The sequence below is a fragment of the Filimonas lacunae genome, from assembly GCF_002355595.1.
Taxonomy (GTDB): Bacteria; Bacteroidota; Bacteroidia; order Chitinophagales; family Chitinophagaceae; genus Filimonas; species Filimonas lacunae.
In genome coordinates, this window is record NZ_AP017422.1 from 7,175,822 (window position 1) to 7,198,071 (window position 22,250).

The following is a 22,250-nucleotide window of genomic DNA, read 5'->3' on the forward strand; positions in this document are numbered from 1 at the left end:
TCCTGCCTGGCACGCCATCTAGTTTTAGCCGCACTTGTAAAAAGCAAGTGATATAACTATTTCATATCCAACATCCTTTTCTATTTTTTATGAAAAAAAAGCACTTGTACGGGTTGCTCGCATTCCTTTTCCTTTTCAGAACTTTTTATGGCTTATGCAATGAATTCTGGTTTGAAGATGAATTGCAGATCTATTTAATTGGATTAAAGAGTTTTACCACACATACCTGGCCTTATTACGGCCCGGATGTAGTGTATACCCACACACAGATTGCAGGTGGTTTGCAGGGGCTGCTGATAGCGGCGGCTTTTTGTATTGCCAGGCTTCCCGAATTGCCCACTGTGTTATTAAATGTGTTTTCTTTTGGTTGCATTGGCTTGCTGGCCTGGTACATTACCCGGCGTATTACAGGGGTACCCCAATGGTTTGTGTGGATTCTTTGTTGTACCACACCCTGGGCCTTGTTTTTTACCACACGGGTAACCAACCCCTCATATGTAATGGTGTTTGCCATACCCTTTTTTATATCCATACTGGAATTGCTGCCGGTGTATGAACATAAGCTGGTAAAGCCCACCCATGCCTGGCTGATAACCGGTTTTTGCACTGCCTGTATTATGCAGCTGCATATGTCGTGGGTGTTGTTAATGCCTTACACGGCGGTAGCCTGGATAGGCGCTTATAAAAAGGAGGGTGGTGTTGCGGCTTTGAAAAGCGGCCTGCTATACCTGGGCGGCTGGCTTGCAGGAGCAATTACCTTAATACCTACGCTGCTGCATCCTGATGCGTTGGCTGGTAAAACCATCAGCAACATTATGGTTAACACAGACAATATATCTAAGATTGTGCTGGTGCTGGCGCGTTACCTGAGTTTTGCCAGTTATGAAATTCCTTATATGCTGGGTGCACCGCAGGAAAGGATTGATACTTTAAAAGCCCTGCCCTGGATGATTCCGTTTACATTGGTGTTGCTGGTGGTGGGTTTTTTGCAGGTAGGCCTGTTTATCATTTCCTTTTTTACCGTAAAAGCAACAGAAGGCTGGAAGCAGGTAAAGTGGATGATGTTGTTTACCTGGCTAATGGTGTATGTGAGTTTTTTATTTGCCATTATAGGCCCTTCATCACATGCCTTTTATGTAGTGATGCCGTTACCGGTTATTTACTCATGTTACTGCTACCAATGGCTGATAAGCCTGAAACCGGTGCTGGTGAAAAGAATGTTGGGTGGTATGCTGGCGCTGGGCTTTGTTTTTCATTTGGGGTTGGGCTACTGGAACTACCGGCAGCACTCCTTATATGTAAACAGGCCCCTGATTCAAAAAGCGCTGGACCGTATGGATTATAAAATTGCAGGACAACGAAGAACAGATAAATGGGGCTATGGATATTAACTAAAAAAGGCGCCCGCAGAAGCAGGCGCCTTATAAAAATCAATTTGCAACAAAACTAAAAACTGTTATCTGGGTGCAACCACTAGATACGTGATTTCTTGAAAACAGAAACCTCACCTTGTGCGCTAACCTGTAATACAACTTTGTTTGTAGCGCTTACCATTGAAACGTAATAGTTTAAACCGTCTTTTACGTTGTCGAACTCAATAGTTTCAGTAACCTGGTAAGCTGCATATTTTTCAGCAATGTTTTTAGTAGCACGGGCAGGTAATTTGCTGTAGTCTACTGCATAGCTGGTACCAATTAATTCACCATCAGCATCGTAAAAGGCTTCCATCTTCTGCTCGTTCATGGTAAAGGAAGCTTTTACGTATAAATCCCCTGTTTTCCAACGAACGTTGGATGCGCCTTCAAACTGAGTTTGAAAGTGGTTCAACACTTTAGTATTTACAGTGTTGCCATCTGCAAAGGCATTTGCTGCTAAAGCAATTACCATCATTGCGGCGAATAATAACTTTTTCATGGTCTTTCTTGTTAAAATTTTTATAGATAGTTTCTATGTTCTCGTTTGTCTTTCCTGCTGATTGAATTGACGACCCAAAAGTAGAATGCAGGAACACGCTTTGGCAGGAATTGTGACCATTGGTATGATGAACGGCATCAGGTGTGATGAACGGTAATTAAAATGGGCTGAAAGGAAACTTAAAAAATGCTGAAATGCTTATGGGGCGTGCAAAGGCGGTGATTCCTTAAAAAAATCACAAAAGGTGTAATTCAATCATGAAATGTGATGAGCGGTAAACTCGTTAAGTGAGGAATGATAAAACAGGTAGTTTTAGTCCTCTCATGTGCTTCAGAAACAGTAGTTTGGTTGCTTGCGATGGAAAGTTAGTAATAATTATTTAAAAAACAAGAATTGAAAAAAAATATATGAGAAAAAGGCTCATTTTTTTGTTATAACCGGACATAAAGGCAAAAAAACAGGTATGAAAGGCAGGAATGGAGGATAATGGAGTGTATTATTATAAGTATATACCCTGTAACCAGGTTTTTTAGTGAAAAGTTAGAGGAGATTGTACATGTTATAAATAAATTGTATTCGTTCGCATGTAAAAAACTATTGAGACATTTGTTTGAATACTATCTAATAAGGTAGTCGTATTTGATTAAAGCATTTCAAAACGAAGTAAGAATCATATGAAAGAAACCATAGTATTCATAGCCTTGTTAATAAGCAACGGATTGTTTGCCCAGCAACCTTCTTTACCTGGAAAATGGATTGGCAAATTTGGCGGACAAATAACCCTGGTGTTTAACCTGGTACAAAAGCAGGACAGCCTTACGGGTACTTTCGACAGTCCTGACCAGATGGCCTTTGGTATTCCCCTGTCGCAGGTAACTTTTTTACAGGACACTTTGCAGGTTACATTGGATAACATTAAAGCCAGTTATAAAGGCAGGCTGGTAAATGATACTACCATTAGTGGCTCGTGGAAGCAGGGGGCCAGCCTGTTGCCTATTACTTTTAAAAAAACAGCTGTTCGCCGGCCACAAACACCGGTACCGCCTTTTACCTATAACAGTGAAGATGTAGAATATGATAATGCAGACAAGAGCATTCGTTTTGGTGGCACATTCACCAGCCCTAAAACAGGTGGGCCATTTGCCACTGCTATATTAATTACCGGTAGTGGCCAGGAAGACCGTGATGAAACAGTGATGGGCCATAAAACTTTTGCGGTGCTGGCTGACTATTTAACCAAAAACGGGTACGGGGTATTACGGGTAGACGACCGGGGCATAGGCAAAACCACCGGCAAGGTGCAAGACCTTACCAGTGAAGACCAGGCTGCCGATGTGGAAGCTGCCATCGATTACCTGAAAACCCGTAAGGAGGTAAACGCAGGTAAGATAGGGTTGATAGGGCATAGTGAAGGAGGTTATATTGCTGATATTGCAGGGGTAAAACGTGCTATGGATGTACACTTTATTATTACACTTGCCGGCCCGGGCGCTAAAGGTTCTATTTTGCTGGCCAACCAGAACGAAGCTATATTAATTAAGAATGGTGCGCCTGCTGTAGCAGCGGGTGCTTATCGCCGTTTCTTTTTGCAACTGGCCGATATGGTAACCATTCACAGCGACTCGGCTACTATCAACCAGGAAGCGTTGGCTACTTACCGCCGATGGAAAGCCACGGTGCCCGATTCGGTGCTGTTGATGCTGGGCATGGGCAATGAAGAACAGGCCATTGCCATTACGCAAAAACTGTCTAAGGTGTTTTCCACACCTTCTATGCGGGCATTATTAAAGGCAAATCCATCTACCTATATTGAACAATTGAGTTGTAAATACCTGGCGCTAAATGGAAGTGAAGACATTCAGGTGCTGCCAGGCATAAACCTCCCTCCAATCAGGGAAGCAATTGCGAAAAGTAAGATAAAAGTATATGACGTGCTGGAACTGAAAGGATTGAATCATATCTTTCAGCATTGCCGGTCCTGTACGTTTGCCGAATATGCCGAACTGGAGGAAACCTTTGCTCCCGAAGCACTGGATACGGTGGTGCAGTGGCTAAACCGGCATGTTAAATAAACCCTTTATGAACTACCTCGCACACGCCCATTTATCGTTTAATGAACCGGACATTTTGCTGGGAAACATGATCAGCGACTTTGTGAAGGGGAAACAGAAATTCACTTACAGTGAAGAGATTCAAAAGGGTATTGTGCTGCACCGGGCAATTGACCAGTTTACAGATGAACATGCGGTTACGGCAGAAGCAAAAAAGGTTTTTAAACCGGCAATAGGATTGTATGCCGGAGCGTTTATTGATGTGGTGTATGATCATTTTCTGGCGCTGGACACCACCGAACGTACAGAGGGGGAATGGAAGCAATTTAGCAGCGACACATATGCTGTGTTACAACAGTATACATATGTTCCTGAGCGTTTTGCACGGATGCTGACATATATGAGTTCGCAGGATTGGTTGTTTAATTACCGTTACCGGTGGGGTATTCAAAATACATTCAAGGGGCTTAGTTATCGGGCCACTTATTTAAACGACGAATCGGCCACTGCTGCTTATACAGCATTTGAACACAATTACGAGCATTTACAAGCTTGCTATCAGCAGTTTTTTCCGCTTTTAAAGGCTTTTGCGTGGGAACAGTACCTTTATCTTTGCAAAAAATAGTATTTAGATGAGTATGAGATTTTTCATGGCGTGCTTACTGGCTGCCATGTCTGTTTATGCACAGGCACAACAAAAGCCTACGGATGTAGATAAGTCGCCAATGGATGTCAATTACTGGCCGCAGAATTACCCTATTCTTAAAATGAATGGTAAAGCAGCCGATCAGCCCGTTGCCCGCGTATTATACAGCAGGCCTCAATGCAATGGCCGCAGAATATTTGGCGAGCTGGTGCACTACAACGAAATCTGGCGTATGGGCGCCAACGAAGCCACTGAGGTTGAATTTTTCCGCCCGGTAAAAATATATGGTAAAACAGTGCCTAAAGGCCGTTATACCCTGTATGCCATTTGCAACGAAACCAAATGGACGGTGGCTATTAACACCGAGAAAGATTATTGGGGTTTATTACAGAACCCTAAAAAAGATATCCTTCGTGCCGATGTTCCGGTACAGAAACTGAACGATGTAATTGAGTATCTTACCATTTACTTTGAAGATGTGAAGGGCGGATCTAACCTGATTGTTATGTGGGATAACCAGAAGATAAGCCTGCCTATTACTTTATAAATTCCATTCTGTTTTATACAGCAAAACCGATACAATGAAACTTGCCACTAAATTGATACATGCCGGGGCAGAGCCAGACCCTTCTACCGGTGCGGTAATGACGCCGATTTATCAAACTTCTACTTTTGTACAAACCGCTCCGGGCCAGCACCAGGGGTATGAATACGCCCGTTCGCAAAACCCTACGCGTTTTGCACTGGAAAGAGCCTTTGCCGAAATTGAAAACGGTAAATATGGCCTGGCCTTTAGCAGCGGTGTAGCGGCTACTGATGCCGTGATAAAACTGTTGCAGCCCGGTGATGAAGTAATTGCAGCCAGCGATATGTATGGTGGCACCTACCGCCTGTTTACCAAAGTGTTTGAAAAGTTTGGTATTAAGTTTCACTATGTGAATATGCAGCAGGCCGATAACATTGTGCCTTTTATCAATAGCAACACCAAACTGGTATGGACCGAAACGCCTACCAACCCGCTGATGAGTATTGTAGACATTGCTGCTATTGCTGCTATTACCCAAAAGCACAGTATTCTGTTGTGTGTAGATAATACGTTTGCATCGCCCTACCTGCAAAACCCGCTTGACCTGGGTGCAGATATAGTAATGCATTCTGCCACCAAATATTTGGGCGGCCATAGCGATGTGATACAGGGCGCTTTGATGATGAATGATACTGCCCTGCGGGATCAGTTATATTTTATTCAGAAAAGTTGCGGAGCGGTGCCAGGCCCGCAGGATTGCTTCCTTGTGTTACGTGGTATTAAAACCCTGCACCTGCGTATGCAGCGTCATTGCGAGAATGGCGAGCAGGTGGCGCGTTACCTGCGCAATCATCCGAAGGTGGGCAAAGTATACTGGTGTGGTTTTGAAGATCATCCGAACTACCACATTGCTAAAAAGCAAATGCGCGACTTCGGTGGCATGTTAAGCTTTGAATTAAAAGATACCAGCATAGAAGCGGCTAATAAAGTATTATCCTCTACCAGAATATTTGCGCTGGCCGAAAGCCTGGGTGGCGTGGAATCGTTGATCAACCATCCGGCAACCATGACGCATGCTTCTATTCCACGTGAAGAAAGGCTGAAAAATGGTTTAAGCGACTGCCTTATCCGTTTAAGTGTGGGTGTGGAAGATGTGGAAGACCTGATTGCAGACCTGGAGCAGGCCATTGGATAAATATGGAAGAGAACACGCAGGAAAAGCTGAAAGATTTTTTCAATAGAAAGGTTGCGCAGTACAATCAGCCATCGTTTATAAAAGACGACCCTGTTTGTATTCCGCACCTTTTTACTAAAAAGCAGGATATAGAAATAGCGGCCTTTTTTGCCGCTACATTTGCCTGGGGCAACCGCACCATCATTATTAAGAAGTCGAAAGAACTGATGGGGCTAATGGACAACAGCCCGCATGAGTTTTGCCTGAACCCTGGTGTGGATGGGTTAAAGCGCTTAACCGAGTTTAAACACCGCACTTTTAACGCTACCGACTTACTGTATTTTGTAGAGTTTTTACAGCACCACTATAACCAGCACGATAGCCTGGAAACAGCTTTTACCCGCTGGGGCACTGAAGTGGAAGCTATGCTTACCGGTTTTCATCATTATTTTTTTTCGCTGGAAGATGCTCCGTTGCGTACACGCAAACACGTGGCTACCCCCTACAAAGGCAGCAATTGTAAACGCCTGAACATGTTTTTACGCTGGATGGTAAGGCGCGATAAAAACGGGGTGGATTTTGGCATATGGCGCACCATGAAGCCCTCACAGCTGATTTGCCCGGTAGACCTGCATGTGGCCAGGGTGGCCAAACGTTTTCAATTATTACACCGTACCACAATGGATTGGCAGGCGGCATTGGAATTAACCGGTTATTTACGAACTTTAGATGCTAAAGACCCGGTTAAATATGATTTTGCCTTGTTTGGCCTGGGTGTGATTGAAAAATACCATTAACCATTAGCGTATGAGCTTGCTGAAAAACATTGCCCAGCATGTACTGGATGTGCATTTGGGCGATAACTGGACCGATGTAAATATCAAAGACACATTAAAGGGCGTAACCTACAAAGAAGCTATTTCCATTACCATTGCTTCGCCCAACAGCATTGCTATGCTGCTGCATCATCTTACCTTTTACAACGAAGTAGTATTGCAAAGGTTACTGGACATTTATGAGCCTATTCCGCAATCGAATGGGTTTGACATGCCACGCATTACTACTGAAGAAGGCTGGCAGCAATTGCAGCATAAAAACAGGCAGTCGGCCCATGCATTGGCGGAAGGCATTTTACAGTTTCCGGAAGAACGGCTGTTTGAACTTACCGCCAACGGGCAAACTACGTTTTATAAAAACCTGCATGGTGTGGTAGAACATGCCCACTATCATCTTGGGCAGATAGTGATATTAAAGCACCTGGTGTAACAGAAAGAAGAGGTTACAGCTGTGTGTAAATGAGGGCCAATAAAAAAGCCACGAAAAATCGTGGCTCAGTTCTCAGATTAAAAGTAAACCTAAAAATCAATTATATTTTGTTAACAACCACTTCTTCGGTAGTGCCGGTGGTTTTGTTAACGTTGAAGCTACGTTCAATTTTCTGGTCGCCCATGCTGATGATGAATACAGGATTCATTTCAGTATCTTCATTTAACAGGTGAATGGTTTTGCTGAAGTTGGCGTTATTAAAATGACCGCGGTATAAAACATCACCAGCGTCGTTCTTAATAGTTAAAGTGAATTTTTGAGCTTCAGGATTTGCAAACTGTACCTTAAAGGTAACCGCTTCGTCGCTGGTGCCAGTGTACTGAACAGATACCTGGTTGTCAGCAATGCGTGTATTGCCTTTTTCGTTATTAGTGCTTGCTTTGCCGGTAAACGGATTGGCAACGATCAATAACACCGCTACTATACCGGCTGTTAAGAATTTTGTTATTGCGTTGCTTTTTGATTGTGTGTTCATAATCTTTTTATTTAGGAGCTACCTGTTAGGGTGGCGATGAATCTATTTAACGATACAAATGTAGAACGGTATTCAGGCCTGTGCAAGACAGCTTTTTGCAGTTTTCATTACGTCTAACAATAGAAAATAATTTAATAATATGCTGATTTTTAGCTATTTATGAGCCGCTCAATTATGATGACCAAGCCAAAAATTACCCTTATTTTTGGCCACGATTTTTTTTCAAAGTGCCATATGAATAGGAAATATTCGTTGTGGCCTTGCTATAAACTCAATCTAATCAAATGAAACTTGTTTCTTACCTGCAGGATGGCCACGACCACCTGGGATTATTAGCAGAGGGCTATGTATATAACCTGGAAGAGATACATCCCGAACTGCCTAACAGCATGAGCATGCTGCTTACCTACTGGGAAGACATTTTACCCTCGTTACAAAATGTGAATGAAAGCATAGCCAATGGCCGCGTTGGAAAAGAAAAAGCCTTGCCGCTGGCAAAAGTGAAGTTGCTGTCGCCGGTACCATTTCCTTCCAGCTGCCGCGATGGATATGCGTTTCGCCAGCACGTAGCTGCTGCCCGCCGCAACCGCAATGTGCCTATGATTCCGGAGTTTGACCAATACCCTATTTTCTATTTTACCAATCATCATACTATACAAGGTCCCGGCGATATACGCTGTATGCCCGACCACTTTGAAAAGCTGGATTTTGAGCTGGAAGTGGCGATAGTGATTAATAAACACGGCCGTAACATTCGTGCCGAAGAGGCCGATGAATATATCGGCGGTCTGATGATTATGAATGATATGAGCGCCCGCCGCCTGCAGATGGAAGAAATGCTGCTGAACCTGGGCCCTGCCAAAGGCAAAGACTTTGCTACGGTGTTAGGCCCCCAGCTGGTAACACTGGAGGAGCTGGCTGCTTTTGAAACCGCTCCTAAAGAAGGGCACGTGGGCAAAAGCTGGGATTTGCCTATGCAATGTTTTGTAAACGGCGTTCAGGTAAGTGATGGCAATGTAAACCAGATGGACTGGACCTTTGCTGAAATAATAGAACGTTGTAGCTATGGCGTAGACCTGCATCCTGGTGATGTAATTGGTAGCGGTACGGTTGGTACTGGCTGTTTTCTGGAACTGAATGGTACCGGCAAACTGAATAACCCCGATTATACTGAGCAATGGCTACAGCCCGGAGACGTGGTAGAAATGACCGTAGAAGGTTTAGGTAAACTCTCCAACACTATTGTGAAAGAAGATACGGACTGGAGCATTTTGAAAAGGAAAAAGTAATTGTATGTTTTTAGCGTTAGACAAAATGCCTACTGCCCAACGGCACGGCTATTTGCAGGCGGCCATTGCGCCCCGGCCGGTTTGTTTTGCCAGTACGATAGATAAAGAAGGCAATGTAAACCTGAGCCCCTTTAGCTTTTTTAACCTGTTTTCTTCTGCGCCGCCGATAGTGATATTTTCTCCTTCACGCCGCGTGCGGGACAACACGGTAAAGCATACGCTGGAAAATGTGCTGGAGGTGCCGGAGGTGGTTATTAATATAGTAGACTATGCTATGGTGCAGCAAACCTCATTGGCCAGCTGCGAATATCCCAAAGGCACCGACGAATTTATAAAAGCAGGCTTTACAGCACAACCGGCCAGTATGGTAAAACCACCTATGGTGCAGGAAAGCAAAATAAAACTGGAATGCCGGGTACAGGAAGTGAAGCCGCTGGGTCAGGAAGGTGGTGCAGGCAACCTGGTGATATGTGAGGTGCTTTGCATGCACATTGATGACAGCATACTGGATGCAAACGGCATGATAGACCAGCAGAAGATACAGCATGTAGCCCGCCTGGGAGGAGATTGGTATTGTGCTATAAACAACAACAGCCTGTTTAAAGTGCCCAAGCCTAACACGCAGCTGGGCATTGGTATTGATGCGCTGCCCACCGGTATACGCAACAGTAAAGTGCTTACGGGTAACGATCTGGGGCAACTGGCCAATGTACATGAAATGCCTGTGGTAAACCCGGCTTATACAGATGACCGGTTAAAAAATATTGTACAGTATTATTCCATTAATCCGGACGACATGGATCTGGAACTGCACTCCTATGCGGGAGAGCTGCTGAAAGAAAACAATATAGAAGCTGCCTGGCAGGTATTGCTGGCAGGCAGCCTGGATTGAATTAATAAATAGGAGAAGCCCAGTCTTCGGGGTTGAAGATAGTGTTAGAGCCAGCGCCTTTCTGTAATTGTAAGGCTCTGGCTTTTTCAATTACATGCTGAACCAACTCGTAAGTAGAATGTGATAAAGTGAGTGCTGCCGGAGCAGGTGCTTGTAACCAGCTGTTTACTTTACCAACAAAGGCATTGTCAATGCTTTCCACTACAGGTACGTTGAACTTTTCGAGTGCGGCTGCATTACACAGCTGCTCGTATTGGCCTTTGATAGGCAGACACAGTAATTTCTTTTGCAGGTATAAAGCTTCGGCAGGTGTTTCAAAACCAGCGCCGGTAATTACACCATAGCTGTTGATCATACTTTCGCTGAACGCTTCATTACCGATAGGTACAAAAGTGATGTTGCCCTGTACGGTTTTGCTTTTTACCTTTTTAGAAAACACTTCAAACTGCACATCTTTTACCTGGCGCAGACTGTTGGCTACCACCTCATCAGAATAGTGAGAAAGGTATACCGTAACGTGGCCTTTGTTTTCAGGCTGAGCCTGTAACACCTGTTGTTTCACAACGGGTGAGAATATGAAGTCATCATACCTGTCAAAGTGCAGGCCCACATAGGCTTCTGCTTTGGCATAATGCTTTAATATCATTTCGCCCATCAGGTCCTTTTTAGAAGGACGTGGGGTGTTGGCGCTCTGGAAGCTGGCCTGGTGGCCAAAGTTGATAGAAGGCACACCTTTTAACTTACAGGCAAGTGCTGTAATGCTTTCAAAGTCGTTGATCACTACATCGTAGTTTTCAACGGGTAATGCTTTGGCTTCTTTCCAGGCACGTACCGGGTTAAAAGCGCGCAGCATTTTCATGTAATCAAGACCTCCGTGGTTACCGTAGAACAGGCATATGCCTTTGCTTTTATACTTTACAGGCAGGGTGGACGGCAGGTTGCTATTGGTGCCGCTTAAAAACACGTCTACCTGGCCATAGTGCTGTAAAAAAGGAACTAACTCCATAGCCCTGGCTATGTGTCCATTACCTGTTGCCTGTACTGCATAAAATATTTTCATAACCGGCTGTTTACAGTGTTTGATTCAATAGTTGAAAAAGTGGGGTAGCCATGGCTACCCTGTTATTGGAAAGAGCTCCGGGTTGAAACATCATAACTTCATCCGTTACCACATTCAGTTCTGGCAGCTTCTTCTCGATAGCTGTTACATTAGTGGTAAAATCTTTTGCATCGTATTGATAAATAGTCCAATCGTTGTGCGCATATTCCAGGGCGGTAAGGTTTTCTACCCAATCGCCGCTGTTGAGGTAGGTAACGCTGCCATCTTTGGTTTCAATAACCCTTTTCTGTGGCTGGTGAATATGACCACAGATAACGCAGTCGTATTTCTTTTTAATGGCCAGCTCGGCAGCGGTTTGTTCAAAATCGGCAATCCACGACACTGCTTTTTTCACACCATTCTTTACCTTTTTGCTAAAGCTCATTTTTTCGCGGCCTGCCAGTTTCAGAAACCAGTTAATGCAGCGGTTAAGCAGGATAAGAAGGTCGTAGCCATGACCGCCTAATTTGGCCAGTATTTTAGCACTGCCTTTAGTGGTAGCATCAAATACGTCTCCATGGAAAATCCAGGTCATTTTACCATTGATTTCCATGACCATTTTATCGGTGAGCTGAAAATTGCCTATTTGTATATCGCTGTATCTGCGTAGTACTTCATCATGGTTGCCGGTAATATAAATAACACGGGTGCCTTTGCTAAGCAGGCTCATAATTTCTTTAATCACCTGCATGTGCGCTACGGGGAAGTAACGCTTGCTAAACTGCCATCCGTCGATAACATCTCCATTCAGCACCAGAATCTGTGGCTGAATACTTTTGAGATAGTTAATAATTTCCTGTGCGTGGCATCCATACGTTCCCAGGTGTAAATCACTCATGACCACCACATCTACCGGCCTTCTATCCATGTGGAATTTGGTTTATCAAAACTCCCTTATGAATGTTACCTGTACATTACCGGCCAATTAAAACATTGTAACGCAATTGTGAAGGAATTGTAAAGAAAAATGCCTATGGAAGCAACTGACTGAATAATTCAAACACTTTGGAGTTGGTGGGATTGTTCAGTGTTTCGGCAATATCCAGCTTTTCGCCGGCATTCAGGTGAAAGCTTAAAGAGGCATGTGCATCTTTATTACCAGGCACATATTGAAAGCAAAGGCGGTAAAAATGGTCGCCAAAACTGTTGTACATATACTCCAGCTGATCGTTCTGATAATATTCCTGCAGGCGAAACCAGTTGTTTTGCAGTAACAGGAAAGGTTTGGTTAAAAAGCTGAGGATACTGCTATTTTCTTTTGGTTCGTCCCACTCGCCCAGCTTGCGGTCACGTATTTGTATCAGCACCACCTTATCGGTATTTTCCTTTAACCAGGTGCTAAAGGTTTGTACAAAGCGCAGGGAAGTTTCCTGGCCATAGTTATCGCGCAGTCCTGCATCCATTACATCAATAACAGGCATGGTAGGTAGCCACACATTGGGCAGCACATACGGGAAGGTAGCGTTCATGCGCAGTGCAGACGTTACCCGTATGTTCATGGCCTTCTGGTTGTGAAAGAAGGAATTAAAATCAATCGCATCTGCATCGGCTTGCGAAATGCGGCTGCTGTCTGTTGCGCTACGCATGAGAAAACGGGCCGGGCGGGTGCTGATGATCATTTTACGGCCATCGCGGCTGATAACAGAATTAAACAGCATGGTGGGAATCAATGCGGAGTCTTCGGCTGGCATATAATCACCTACCGGTTTGTTCAACAGATCGTGCGTGTTTTCGTTCAGTTTTCGTTCAAAGGAATAGCCCCTGTCTTTAATATAGATATTGCCATCCAATGAAAACTTTTTAGCCGGGCCTACCAGGTCGCGCGAGATAAAAGACGAAAAGAGCGGATTCAGCAGATCTTTGGAAATATCATCTACATAGGTTTTATCCTGCAGGTGAATGGGGTGGCCCAGTTGTTTTTGGAGGTACAGTTCTCTGAAATACGCTGCTCCTAACATACCGCCCGATGCTCCACTGATTAATACTGTTTGTTGCATGAATTTACCTTGGGAAAGGCTGTCGAGCCTTTGCAGCACATTCATGGTAAACGTGGCGCTACGGGTGCCGCCACCACTAACATTGATCAGAAATAAAGTGGGTTTTTTACTGCTTTGCTTTTTCTTCCAGGTTTCCAGCCGTTGCAGGAAAGCGGCCTTATCGGCTGCTTCGTTTTCGGGAGAAGCCAAAGCCAATACCGTTTCACGGTTGTAAATAGGACGCTCTTTTTGTTGGGTATAATCCAGGCCGTAGGCCTTATTGCGCAGGTCAATGATATCGTGCTGATACATCCAGTTAACAGCTACATATAGTATCACTACCAGTGGAAGCGTCCAGCTATGCAGAAAAGACGACAATGCCCCGGCTACACCTATTAATATAGCAAATAATAAAGTAATGCTGGCAGCAGCGGGTGCCTGGAAAACAGAATTATCGGATAAAAAGCCAATGACGATTAAAAAAATAAAAGCCATTAAAATGGCCAGTACGGCAGAGAAATGGTGACGTTTAAATATCAGGTCTAAAAACTCCTGTGGATAGTGGCGCACATCACGCGGTTTACGCAGGTGCAGCGTGGCGCTTAAAAACCACTCTACCTTTATTTCTTTTTTCTCGGCAGGCAGGGGCTTTTTTTTCAGTGCCTTCTGGTAGTTTTTGTGGGCCACCGTAATTACCGAAGCCATGCTGCGGTAAATGGTTTTATCGGCACCGAAAAAATATACAAAGCAAATGATAAGCGACAATACAAAGCCGCCGCCAAAACCACCGGTAAGAAAAAAGATCTCTTTCAGGGGAATTAACTCGCGGTAACGTTCGTAATCAATAGCATGGTATAAATAAAACCCCAGGAACACCAGGGGAATGATGGCATTATTGATACAGTATTTTAAGAAAGGTTGTGCCGTGGTAGCCAGAAAGCGGATATGCTTACTATGTAGTATGAACGTGGTAATGTTCCAGCTCATAATAAAAGTGCCGATGGTAAAACCTACAATGGCAGTGCCCAGCGCATTTACCTGCCCGAGGTATTCAGGAGCCAGGTACAGGGAGTGGGCGCCGTAGGTTTCCATAAAATGCCCCGATACCGTGGCAAACAGGATATACCAGAAAATAAGAAATACCTGGTAACGCCGGAAGTGCAACAAAAACAGTTGTAGGGGTAAGGAGTAATATATGCCGACCAGGTACTTTTTCATATCCGTTCTTTAATTGTTGACCGGCCTTTTTCGGCTTCTTTTCTTACTACAATTTAGGGTAAAAAAGCAAACGTTACATACAGGCTAAATGATAAATGGCGTAAATTATTTTAAACGTAGTATTAAAGCATATACCAGCACAAAAAGCAAACTGGAACAGATCAGGTGCAGTGGTTGCGCAATAGCAGGAACATTCAGGTATAACATAGATAAACCCAGCACCAGGGTAGTCAATACTACTACAAATATCCATCCGCCTATAGCAGAAAGTACTTTATAAGGTAAACTGCGCCAGAACAGGCCCACGCAACAGGCAGTAGCTATCCAGGCACAAGTTTTATGCAGGGTAAAGAAAAAGTCCAGCCTGTTTATCCACAGTTCGCGCTGTTCGTAATGTAATGCACGGGATACTTCATCAATCTGCTCACGCACTTCGGTGCCTATCACTATCTGCACCAGCAGCAACAATAAGGTAAGTATGGCCAGCCACTTGGTGCCTTTGTTTTCTACCGGGTGAATGTTTTGCAGGCGGCGTAGTATAACTACGGGTATAATGGCAATTACCAGCGCTACCAGCATGTGGGTGGTTACTTTTACCACGGCTAGGTTGGCATCTACAATACGTTTGCCCAGCCAGGCCTGTACACCGGTAGCAACCAGCATTAAAAACGACATCCAGAAAATGGAGGGTCTGGTGCTGAAAAACTTGCGGGCGCTCCAGATGGTGTGTATGATGAACAGGAAACCGAGGATGGCTCCCAGTAAACGGTTAATGTATTCTGTCCAGGTGTGTACTGCATTAAACTCGTGGTCGATATCTTGTTGGCGCAGGTATTTTTCGTAATCAGCGGGTAACTGGCTGGCATTGGTAGGCGGTATCCAGCTGCCAAAACAACGCGGCCAATCCGGGCATCCCATACCACTTTGTGTCATACGCACAATGCCACCGGCTGCAATTACCACAAAAACAAAAAAGAGAACAAACCGGGTGTATTTGAGATAGGCATTGTTTGTATTACTCATAGTACCTTTTTTTAGCTGCGCAAAGGTAGCCTATGTAACTATATCAACTTATCTTTACTTCATGCTCGCACCTTATTATCAGCAAAAAATGGTGGAAGCTGGCTGTGATGAAGCCGGAAGAGGTTGCTATGCCGGTCCTGTTTTTGCAGCGGCTGTAATACTGCCGGCAACATTTACTCATCCATTACTGAACGACAGCAAGCAATTAAAAGCTGCGGAGCGGAATGAGGTAAGAATATCCATTTTAGAGCATGCCATCAGCTATGGTGTTGCCATGGTAAGTGAAGAAGAAATAGACCGCATTAATATATTAAAGGCTTCCTTTAAAGCCATGCACCTGGCCATTGAGCAGTTGCGTGTGGTGCCGGAGTTGTTGCTGATAGATGGTAACCGGTTTACACCCTACCCCAGCATTCAGCACACGTGCATTGTAAAGGGCGATGGCATTTATGCCAGCATTGCCGCTGCCAGTATACTGGCCAAAACAGCAAGGGATGCTTACATGACCCGGCTGCATGATGAGTTTCCGCATTACAACTGGGCGAAGAACAAAGGCTATGGTACATTGGCGCACCGCGAGGCCATTGACCAGCACGGGTTGTGCAAATACCACCGCAAAAGCTTTAATATCGCTTCTACACAGCTTACTATTTCAGCAGATAACTTATGATACTATTTCCAGAAAACCTGGTATTGGAAAACGAACGGGTAAGGTTAACGCCACTGCAAACCTCAGATATTGTTTTCCTGCTTCCTGGTGTTTGACAAAGCTGCCAATGCTTATGCAGGCTGCACCCGTTTTTACGATATACAATCTGTAAACGAAACAACCCAGCTGGGCTATACCTGGTATGGAAAAGATTTTCAGCGCAGTGGGTTAAACCGGCATTGCAAGTTGCTGCTGTTAAGCTATGCTTTTGAACAGTGGGGCATAAAACGGGTAGAGTTTCGTGCGCATGGAAAAAATGCCCGCAGCATTGAAGCCATGAAAAACATTGGCTGTACGGTAGAAGGTATTTTACGCAGCACCGGCCCCAGTATGGAACCTGGTGTGAGAAGGGACTCTGTTATCCTGTCTGTATTAAAAGAAGAATGGATTGGTGGAGTAAAAGAAAAGCTGCTGCAAAAAATTTACGCAGCTTAACTGTTTAATCTTCCTGCTCCCATTCGCCCAGCCCTTTACGAATAATAACAGGTTCATCACCCGTGCAGTCCAGCACCGTAGATGGTATCATGCCACCCATGCCGCCATCTATTACAATATCGGCCAGCTTGCTAAAGTTGCGGTAAATGAGTTCGGGATCGGTATATTCTTCCACCATATCACCTGGAAGGGACGCTGATAATATGGGGTTGCCCAACTGCTGTATAATGGTGCGGGCAATATTATTATCAGGTACGCGCAGGCCCACCGTGCTTTTTTTGCTTTGTAATATTTTAGGCACCTCTTTGCTGGCAGGTAATATAAATGTATACGGGCCGGGCAAATGGCTTTTCAAAATGCGATACAACGGCGTGGAAATGCTTTTGGTGTACTTACTTAAATCACTTAAATCGTAACAGATAAAACTGAGGTTGGCCTTTTGAGGGTCGACCTGTTTAATGCGGCAAACTCTTTCAACAGCTTTGTGCTGGGAAATATCGCAGCCCAAACCATAAATGGTATCGGTGGGATAAATGATAACACCACCATCCCGCAGGCATTCCAATACCATTTTTATTTGCCGCGGTTGCGGGTCTTCCGGATGTATTTCTAAAAGCATGATGTAAGTTATGTTATAGTTTTTAACAAAAAAGAGCGGATATAGAAAACACGTTCTAATCATCCGCATAAAAAATTATTCCGGTAAATATTAATTTTGCAGGAATAAACGATTAAACATGTTGCTACGTTCTGTTGATCTGGTAGAAGAGATTTCTGCGGAAGAATTCAGAAGTAAATACTTTGAGCCGCAGATACCAGTTGTAATAAAAAACTTGTCTAAGCAATGGCCAGCCTATCACAAATGGACCTGGGAATATTTTAAAGAAATTGCAGGTGATAAAAAGGTGGGTATTTATAATAACGTAAAAAGCGACGCTTACACACCTATAAACAAGGCTGATGAGTATACCACGTTTGGAAAATATGTGGATATGCTGCAGGCCGACCCCAAAAAAGATGCCGCCTGGCGTATATTTCTTTTCAACATCTTTAACCATGCCCCACAGCTTACCCGGGATTTTACCTGGCCCGAACATTTGATGAAAGGGTTTGTAAAGCGGGTGCCTATGCTATTTGTAGGAGGTAAAGGATCTATTACGCATATGCATTTTGATATTGACCTGAGCCATATTATGCACACCCAGTTTGCCGGCAGAAAAAAAGTGTTACTGTTTCCGTACAACGAGCAGCACAAGCTATACCGCCGCCCGTTTGAGGTGTTGAGCATGGCCGATTTCAGCAATTATTATGATAGTGATAAAAGCAAACTGAACACAGAAGCTTTTCCGGCAGTGCAGTTTGCGAAGGGATACGAATTAACCCTGGAGCATGGTGATACTTTGTTTATGCCTGGTGGCTACTGGCATCATATGGAATACCTGGACAATGGTTTTGCCATGAGCCTGCGTTCACTGAACAGCTCGGTAAGTGGTAAGCTGAAAGGTGTGTGGAACCTGGTAGGTATGCGCAATATTGATACGCTGATGAAAAAGACCATGCCTATGAAATGGTATGAGTGGAAAAAACAGAAAGTGTATGCCGAAGCGGGTAAAGAACTGGAAGCAGCAAGGTAAACAGGGAAAATAAAGCAGTTAGTGTTGGCTTAAAAAAAATAACAGCGACTAGAGAGTCGCCGTAGTTGTGTCAGCATATAACCCCCAATGAAAAAGTTGCTCAAAGGCAAGTTCATCGTTTATGTTTTCAAAGTTGTTGTTTCTAAAGGGAGATAACAATGGTTTAAACACTGATTTTTGCGTGATTTTTCACGATGAATTATCTGATAAATAAAGTATTAAGAAAACAGCGGTGTTACTGTAACAATAAAAAGCCCTTACGTTTGCGCGTAAGGGCTTGATTATAAATAGATAGCCAGGTAGGATTTGTGTAAGGTTGCGAAGCTTGCCTTAGGGGCAAGTGTTGCCGGGGAAATGGTTTTTATGCCTGAAAAAGGAGTAAAAACTTCGCCGGAAAAAATATAACATTACTTTGCTGAGCCGTTTTCTTCCAAGGCTTCCCAGTATTCAGCAGCCCTGCGGGTGTGGGGTACTACTATAGTGCCGCCTACAATATTGGCCACTGCAAAAATTTCATATACTTCTTTGGTGGTAACGCCCAGCTCGTGGTTTTTGCCCAGGTGGTATTTGATACAATCGTCGCAACGCAGTACCATGCTTGCTACCAGGCCCAGCATTTCCTTGGTTTTTTTATCCAGTGCACCTTCTTCATAAGTGTTGGTATCGAGGTTCCACAGACGTTTCATTACCAGGTTGTCTTTGCTTAAAATTACCTCGTTCATCTTGGTGCGGTACTCATTAAATTCCTCTACCAGTTTGCTCATTGTACATAATTTGATGTAAAAGTAGCACGATACTTATTTCAATTTTACCATTTAACCTATTGTTTGTACAACTGAGTATGGGAACATATGGTTAAATTGCATAGCAAATTCACAACCTATACATAATGGAGAATAAATACGACTTCGGAATGATAGGCCTGGGCGTTATGGGTAGAAACCTGTTGCTGAACATGGCCGATCACGGATTTAGTGTGATTGGATTTGATAAAGACAGTCAAAAAACCGGTTCGCTGGAAGCAGCGGCAACAGCCGGAACAGTTGTAAAAGGTGTAGGCTCGTTAGAGAGCATGGTGCAGCAGTTACAGGTGCCACGAAAGGTAATGATGCTGGTGCCGGCAGGCAAACCGGTGGATGATGTGATAGAAAGCCTGTTGCCATTGGTAGAAAAAGGAGATGTTATTATTGATGGCGGTAACTCGCATTACACCGATACATTACGTCGTGTAAAATACCTGGAAGAAAAAGGCGTGCATTTTATGGGCATGGGCGTTTCGGGTGGAGAGCATGGCGCACGTACAGGCCCGAGCATTATGCCGGGTGGCAACGAAAGAGCTTACCAGCACGTAAAACCTTTACTGGAAGCTATTGCAGCAAAGGTAAACGGAGAGCCTTGCACTGCCTATATGGGTAAGGATGCGGCAGGCCATTACGTGAAAATGGTGCACAATGGTATTGAATATGCCATTATGCAACTGATCAGTGAGATATACGATATTTTACATAAAGGTGCAGGCCTGAACAACGACGAGCTGCACCAGGTGTTTAAGCAATGGAACGAAGGTGAACTGCAATCGTACCTGGTAGAAATTACCCGCGACATTTTTTTACAGAAAGATGACATTACCGGCAACAGGCTGGTGGATGTGATATTGGATAAGGCAGGCAGCAAAGGCACGGGTAAATGGACTTCACAGGATGCCATGGAGCTGCCGGTGGCTGTTCCTACTATTGACATTGCCGTAGCTATGCGTACCATTTCGGGTTACAAGGCCGAAAGAGTGGAAGCGGCTAAAATATACGCCAATACCGTGAAGCCTTTTTCCGGCGAGAAGCAGGCCATCATTAACCAGGCTGGCGAAGCTTTATACACAGCTATCATCCTTTGTTATGCACAGGGCTTAGCGATGCTGTTTCAGGCTTCGCGCGAACTGAAAATGGATATTCCTTTACAGGATGTGGTAAAAGCATGGAGAGGCGGTTGCATTATCCGCAGTACCTTATTAAAAGATTTTTACACTGCTTACAGCAACAATCCGCAACTGGCCAACATATTATTGGATGGTCCGTTAGCAGCTATTGTGCAGCAGAAATTACCAGGCTTGCGTAGCGTAATTGTTACTGCTGTGCAGCAGCAGGTGCCGGTAGGTGGCTTAATGAGCGCACTGGCTTATTTTGATGCTTACAGCACAGAGCGTATGAGCACTAACCTTATTCAGGCGCAACGCGACTACTTTGGCGCACACACCTATCAGCGTATTGACAAAGAAGGAAGTTTTCATACAGAATGGGGTGCATAACTAAAAAACGTATAACATGTCACAAACAACTATAAAACCGCCGGCTTCCATATTATTCATATTCGGGGGCAGTGGCGACTTAAACCAGCGTAAGCTGGCACCGGCTTTATTCAATTTATTCATTGATAACTGGATGCCTGAAAAATTTGCGGTAATTGGTTTAGGCCGTACAGAATACAGCAACGATAAATTCCGCAATCACTTATTTGATGGCATACAGGAGTTTTCGCGCCGCAAGGGGGAAAGCAACGACAAGTGGGCTGGTTTTTCTGAGCATGTGTCGTACCTGCAAATGGATGCGAGCGACCCGGAAGCTTATCACAAGATGAGCGACGTGGTAAAGCAATATGAAGAAGAATGGGGTGTACACGCCAACGTAATTTTTTACCTGGCCGTAGCACCACAACTGGTGCCCGACATTGCTACCAAACTGGGTGCATTGAAATGGTGTAAAGATTCGCAAACCGTGCGCATTGTAGTAGAGAAGCCTTTTGGACATGATCTGAAAAGCGCGCGTGAGCTGAACAGTTTATTAAACAGCATCTTTACCGAAGACCAGATTTATCGCATAGATCACTACCTGGGTAAAGAAACGGTGCAAAACATCCTGGCTTTACGTTTTGCCAATGCTTTGTTCGAGCCTATCTGGAACCGTAACTATATAGATCATATTCAGATTACTGCAGCAGAAACCGTAGGCGTGGAAGACCGCGGCGGTTATTACGAGCAAAGCGGTGCATTGCGTGATATGGTGCAAAATCACATTTTGCAACTGTTATGTATGATTGCTATGGAAGCGCCGGTAAACTTTGATGCCAACGAAATACGCAACAAGAAAACGGATGTATTAAACGCTATCCGCCCCATCAGCCGCGATCAGGTGCATGAATATGCCGTGCGTGGCCAATACAGTCATGGCTGGATGAAAGGCACTAAGGTGCAGGCTTACCGCCAGGAAAAAAGCGTGAATCCAAAATCGAATACAGAAACTTTTGCAGCGGCAAAATTCTTTATTGATAACTGGCGTTGGCAGGGTGTGCCTATTTATGTGCGCACCGGTAAATTCATGCACCAGAAATCAACGATTATTTCTATTGAGTTTAAGCAAGCGCCACACTATGCGTTTCCGCAGGAAGCAGCAGACTCCTTCCGTCCTAACCGTTTAACCATTAGCATACAGCCCGAAATGGATATCAGGCTGCGTTTCCAGGCTAAACGTCCGGGCCAGAGCATGACGCTGAACCCGGTAGACATGATATTCAGCTACAAAGATGCTTACGACGGACATGAGCCTGAGGCATATGAAACACTGTTGCTGGATGTAATGGAAGGAAACCCTACACAGTTTATGCGTGCCGACCAGGTAGAAGCAGGCTGGAAAGTGGTAATGCCTATTATTGAAGCATGGGAAGCCAGACCGCCGGTAGATTTCCCTAACTATGCACCAGACAGCTGGGGCCCGGAAGATGCAGAAGCATTGATTGCCCGCGATGGTCATAACTGGGTATCCTTACCTATTAAACCGTAACACAGGTTTATTCCAATGAAATCACATAAGAGG

22 protein-coding genes are annotated in these 22,250 nt (G+C 44.4%); 14 read left to right on the forward strand and 8 right to left on the reverse strand.

What is annotated here, in order from left to right; all coding sequences use genetic code 11:
• Window positions 1-89 precede the first annotated feature (89 nt).
• A complete protein-coding gene (locus FLA_RS28380; RefSeq protein WP_076376711.1) occupies window positions 90-1,391 on the forward strand; it encodes a hypothetical protein in 1,302 nt (433 codons plus the stop codon).
• An 82-nt stretch (window positions 1,392-1,473) separates the two neighbouring features.
• On the opposite strand, the gene FLA_RS28385 is transcribed toward FLA_RS28380, so the two are convergent.
• Window positions 1,474-1,914 (reverse strand): hypothetical protein, encoded by a 441-nt coding sequence (locus tag FLA_RS28385; protein ID WP_076376713.1) that lies wholly within the window; start codon window positions 1,912-1,914, stop codon window positions 1,474-1,476.
• A gap of 674 nt (window positions 1,915-2,588) precedes the next feature.
• On the opposite strand from FLA_RS28385, the gene FLA_RS28390 reads away from it, so the two are divergent.
• Genes FLA_RS28390 through FLA_RS28415 form a run of 6 tightly spaced genes read left to right on the forward strand, consistent with a single transcriptional unit; the run spans window position 2,589 to window position 7,577 of the window.
• Complete coding sequence (locus tag FLA_RS28390; RefSeq protein WP_076376715.1) at window positions 2,589-3,986, forward strand: alpha/beta hydrolase family protein; 1,398 nt, start codon at window positions 2,589-2,591, stop codon at window positions 3,984-3,986.
• A 7-nt stretch (window positions 3,987-3,993) separates the two neighbouring features.
• Complete coding sequence (locus FLA_RS28395; RefSeq protein ID WP_076376717.1) at window positions 3,994-4,590, forward strand: acyl carrier protein phosphodiesterase; 597 nt, start codon at window positions 3,994-3,996, stop codon at window positions 4,588-4,590.
• Window positions 4,591-4,603: 13 nt separating this feature from the next.
• A complete protein-coding gene (locus FLA_RS28400) occupies window positions 4,604-5,158 on the forward strand; it encodes a DUF2911 domain-containing protein (RefSeq protein WP_084206055.1) in 555 nt (184 codons plus the stop codon).
• Window positions 5,159-5,192: 34 nt separating this feature from the next.
• Window positions 5,193-6,332, forward strand: a complete 1,140-nt coding sequence (locus FLA_RS28405) for a cystathionine gamma-synthase (protein WP_076376721.1) — start codon at window positions 5,193-5,195, stop codon at window positions 6,330-6,332.
• A gap of 2 nt (window positions 6,333-6,334) precedes the next feature.
• Window positions 6,335-7,108, forward strand: a complete 774-nt coding sequence (locus FLA_RS28410) for a TIGR02757 family protein (RefSeq protein WP_076376723.1) — start codon at window positions 6,335-6,337, stop codon at window positions 7,106-7,108.
• 10 nt (window positions 7,109-7,118) lie between these two features.
• Window positions 7,119-7,577: a DinB family protein gene (locus FLA_RS28415; protein ID WP_076376725.1), complete on the forward strand. Its 459-nt coding sequence runs from the start codon at window positions 7,119-7,121 to the stop codon at window positions 7,575-7,577.
• Window positions 7,578-7,677: 100 nt separating this feature from the next.
• Here FLA_RS28415 and FLA_RS28420 read toward each other — a convergent pair whose 3' ends face one another.
• Window positions 7,678-8,112, reverse strand: coding sequence for a hypothetical protein (locus tag FLA_RS28420; protein WP_076376727.1), 435 nt, complete (start codon window positions 8,110-8,112; stop codon window positions 7,678-7,680).
• Between the two features lie 284 nt (window positions 8,113-8,396).
• Between FLA_RS28420 and FLA_RS28425 the strand changes: the two genes are divergently transcribed.
• Together FLA_RS28425 and FLA_RS28430 are read left to right on the forward strand one after the other, a co-directional pair.
• Window positions 8,397-9,401, forward strand: a complete 1,005-nt coding sequence (locus tag FLA_RS28425) for a fumarylacetoacetate hydrolase family protein (protein ID WP_076376729.1) — start codon at window positions 8,397-8,399, stop codon at window positions 9,399-9,401.
• Between the two features lie 4 nt (window positions 9,402-9,405).
• Window positions 9,406-10,293 (forward strand): flavin reductase family protein, encoded by an 888-nt coding sequence (locus FLA_RS28430; protein WP_076376731.1) that lies wholly within the window; start codon window positions 9,406-9,408, stop codon window positions 10,291-10,293.
• Window position 10,294: 1 nt separating this feature from the next.
• On the opposite strand, the gene FLA_RS28435 is transcribed toward FLA_RS28430, so the two are convergent.
• The 4 genes from FLA_RS28435 to FLA_RS28450 all read right to left on the reverse strand — a co-directional run bounded on the left by FLA_RS28435 (window position 10,295) and on the right by FLA_RS28450 (window position 15,609).
• The gene (locus FLA_RS28435; RefSeq protein WP_076376733.1) at window positions 10,295-11,353 is read right to left on the reverse strand and encodes a glycosyltransferase family protein; all 1,059 of its coding nucleotides are present in this window, start codon (window positions 11,351-11,353) and stop codon (window positions 10,295-10,297) included.
• A 10-nt stretch (window positions 11,354-11,363) separates the two neighbouring features.
• On the reverse strand, window positions 11,364-12,260 hold the full coding sequence (locus FLA_RS28440) for a UDP-2,3-diacylglucosamine diphosphatase (RefSeq protein ID WP_076376735.1): 897 nt from the start codon (window positions 12,258-12,260) through the stop codon (window positions 11,364-11,366).
• 103 nt (window positions 12,261-12,363) lie between these two features.
• Window positions 12,364-14,586 carry a patatin-like phospholipase family protein gene (locus FLA_RS28445; protein WP_076376737.1) on the reverse strand — a complete coding sequence of 741 codons (2,223 nt, stop codon included), beginning with the start codon at window positions 14,584-14,586 and terminating at the stop codon, window positions 12,364-12,366.
• Window positions 14,587-14,691: 105 nt separating this feature from the next.
• Window positions 14,692-15,609, reverse strand: a complete 918-nt coding sequence (locus FLA_RS28450; protein WP_076376739.1) for a COX15/CtaA family protein — start codon at window positions 15,607-15,609, stop codon at window positions 14,692-14,694.
• A gap of 61 nt (window positions 15,610-15,670) precedes the next feature.
• Here FLA_RS28450 and FLA_RS28455 point away from each other — a divergent pair, with 61 nt between their 5' ends.
• A complete protein-coding gene (locus FLA_RS28455) occupies window positions 15,671-16,279 on the forward strand; it encodes a ribonuclease HII (protein ID WP_076376741.1) in 609 nt (202 codons plus the stop codon).
• Window positions 16,280-16,348: 69 nt separating this feature from the next.
• Complete coding sequence (locus FLA_RS28460; protein ID WP_076376743.1) at window positions 16,349-16,753, forward strand: GNAT family N-acetyltransferase; 405 nt, start codon at window positions 16,349-16,351, stop codon at window positions 16,751-16,753.
• 4 nt (window positions 16,754-16,757) lie between these two features.
• Here FLA_RS28460 and FLA_RS28465 read toward each other — a convergent pair whose 3' ends face one another.
• Window positions 16,758-17,372 (reverse strand): L-threonylcarbamoyladenylate synthase, encoded by a 615-nt coding sequence (locus FLA_RS28465; RefSeq protein ID WP_076376745.1) that lies wholly within the window; start codon window positions 17,370-17,372, stop codon window positions 16,758-16,760.
• Window positions 17,373-17,490: 118 nt separating this feature from the next.
• On the opposite strand from FLA_RS28465, the gene FLA_RS28470 reads away from it, so the two are divergent.
• On the forward strand, window positions 17,491-18,387 hold the full coding sequence (locus FLA_RS28470; protein ID WP_076376747.1) for a cupin-like domain-containing protein: 897 nt from the start codon (window positions 17,491-17,493) through the stop codon (window positions 18,385-18,387).
• Window positions 18,388-18,794: 407 nt separating this feature from the next.
• On the opposite strand, the gene FLA_RS28475 is transcribed toward FLA_RS28470, so the two are convergent.
• Window positions 18,795-19,151: a carboxymuconolactone decarboxylase family protein gene (locus tag FLA_RS28475; protein ID WP_076376749.1), complete on the reverse strand. Its 357-nt coding sequence runs from the start codon at window positions 19,149-19,151 to the stop codon at window positions 18,795-18,797.
• Window positions 19,152-19,276: 125 nt separating this feature from the next.
• Between FLA_RS28475 and gndA the strand changes: the two genes are divergently transcribed.
• Complete coding sequence (gene gndA / locus FLA_RS28480; protein ID WP_076376750.1) at window positions 19,277-20,689, forward strand: NADP-dependent phosphogluconate dehydrogenase; 1,413 nt, start codon at window positions 19,277-19,279, stop codon at window positions 20,687-20,689.
• Window positions 20,690-20,705: 16 nt separating this feature from the next.
• Window positions 20,706-22,217, forward strand: a complete 1,512-nt coding sequence (gene zwf / locus FLA_RS28485; protein WP_076376752.1) for a glucose-6-phosphate dehydrogenase — start codon at window positions 20,706-20,708, stop codon at window positions 22,215-22,217.
• The last annotated feature ends 33 nt before the right edge of the window (window positions 22,218-22,250 follow it).

Coding starts and splice junctions, on each gene's coding strand:
- FLA_RS28395 (WP_076376717.1), top strand. CDS start 3,994: ATGAACTACCTCGCACACGCCCATTTATCGTTTAATGAACCGGACATT.
- FLA_RS28425 (WP_076376729.1), top strand. CDS start 8,397: ATGAAACTTGTTTCTTACCTGCAGGATGGCCACGACCACCTGGGATTA.
- FLA_RS28390 (WP_076376715.1), top strand. CDS start 2,589: ATGAAAGAAACCATAGTATTCATAGCCTTGTTAATAAGCAACGGATTG.
- FLA_RS28465 (WP_076376745.1), bottom strand. CDS start 17,372: ATGCTTTTAGAAATACATCCGGAAGACCCGCAACCGCGGCAAATAAAA.
- FLA_RS28450 (WP_076376739.1), bottom strand. CDS start 15,609: ATGAGTAATACAAACAATGCCTATCTCAAATACACCCGGTTTGTTCTC.
- FLA_RS28435 (WP_076376733.1), bottom strand. CDS start 11,353: ATGAAAATATTTTATGCAGTACAGGCAACAGGTAATGGACACATAGCC.
- FLA_RS28470 (WP_076376747.1), top strand. CDS start 17,491: ATGTTGCTACGTTCTGTTGATCTGGTAGAAGAGATTTCTGCGGAAGAA.
- FLA_RS28475 (WP_076376749.1), bottom strand. CDS start 19,151: ATGAGCAAACTGGTAGAGGAATTTAATGAGTACCGCACCAAGATGAAC.
- FLA_RS28415 (WP_076376725.1), top strand. CDS start 7,119: ATGAGCTTGCTGAAAAACATTGCCCAGCATGTACTGGATGTGCATTTG.
- zwf (WP_076376752.1), top strand. CDS start 20,706: ATGTCACAAACAACTATAAAACCGCCGGCTTCCATATTATTCATATTC.
- FLA_RS28400 (WP_084206055.1), top strand. CDS start 4,604: ATGAGATTTTTCATGGCGTGCTTACTGGCTGCCATGTCTGTTTATGCA.
- FLA_RS28410 (WP_076376723.1), top strand. CDS start 6,335: ATGGAAGAGAACACGCAGGAAAAGCTGAAAGATTTTTTCAATAGAAAG.
- FLA_RS28405 (WP_076376721.1), top strand. CDS start 5,193: ATGAAACTTGCCACTAAATTGATACATGCCGGGGCAGAGCCAGACCCT.
- FLA_RS28380 (WP_076376711.1), top strand. CDS start 90: ATGAAAAAAAAGCACTTGTACGGGTTGCTCGCATTCCTTTTCCTTTTC.
- FLA_RS28440 (WP_076376735.1), bottom strand. CDS start 12,260: ATGGATAGAAGGCCGGTAGATGTGGTGGTCATGAGTGATTTACACCTG.
- FLA_RS28385 (WP_076376713.1), bottom strand. CDS start 1,914: ATGAAAAAGTTATTATTCGCCGCAATGATGGTAATTGCTTTAGCAGCA.
- gndA (WP_076376750.1), top strand. CDS start 19,277: ATGGAGAATAAATACGACTTCGGAATGATAGGCCTGGGCGTTATGGGT.
- FLA_RS28455 (WP_076376741.1), top strand. CDS start 15,671: ATGCTCGCACCTTATTATCAGCAAAAAATGGTGGAAGCTGGCTGTGAT.
- FLA_RS28420 (WP_076376727.1), bottom strand. CDS start 8,112: ATGAACACACAATCAAAAAGCAACGCAATAACAAAATTCTTAACAGCC.
- FLA_RS28445 (WP_076376737.1), bottom strand. CDS start 14,586: ATGAAAAAGTACCTGGTCGGCATATATTACTCCTTACCCCTACAACTG.
- FLA_RS28430 (WP_076376731.1), top strand. CDS start 9,406: ATGTTTTTAGCGTTAGACAAAATGCCTACTGCCCAACGGCACGGCTAT.